The sequence below is a fragment of the Mesorhizobium sp. M7A.F.Ca.ET.027.03.2.1 genome (genome assembly GCF_003999175.1).
In the GTDB taxonomy this organism is placed as follows: domain Bacteria; phylum Pseudomonadota; class Alphaproteobacteria; order Rhizobiales; family Rhizobiaceae; genus Mesorhizobium.
Genome location: NZ_RZOM01001938.1, coordinates 1 through 415, shown reverse-complemented (window position 1 = coordinate 415; position 415 = coordinate 1). Strand labels below are relative to the sequence as shown.

The window sequence follows — 415 nt, the reverse complement described above, 5'->3', positions numbered from 1 at the left end:
GTCCAGACCAGATCGTGTGTAGGCTCGCGCCTCGCCGCCGCCGACCGCAACGAGAATACGATAGCCGTCGTATTTCATTTCATGGATCCAGCGATCGCCGGCAGGGACTGCGTCCACGAGTGTTGCGAGCTGGAGCGGGCGGAAAGCAGGCGGCGCTAAAGGGACCTCGTCGCGAGCGGGCGACTTCGCTTGACCAGCGCTCGACGCATTGGTTGTCTTGCGCGACGTTGGCTTGACCACTCTCACCCGCCCCATACTCAAGACGAAATGGCTTAATCGCGTCCAACGCGCGACTGCTTCTTTAGTTTCGCCGCAATGGCGCAACGTCGCGGGGGCGAACATTCAAATCTTTCATGACAAGGAGAACGCAGGATCCGGCAGACTGACCATTGTAGTGCCGAAAATGGATCAAGCC

At 59.3% G+C, this 415-nt stretch carries 2 pseudogenes; one reads left to right on the top strand and one right to left on the bottom strand.

Features of this window, described 5'->3' with window-relative positions:
* Positions 1-255, bottom strand: a pseudogene (locus tag EN750_RS41400) (hypothetical protein); the annotation flags it as partial.
* Between EN750_RS41400 and EN750_RS40240 the strand changes: the two are divergent.
* Positions 233-415, top strand: a pseudogene (locus EN750_RS40240) (hypothetical protein); the annotation flags it as partial. The pseudogenes EN750_RS41400 and EN750_RS40240 sit on opposite strands and share 23 nt — an antisense overlap.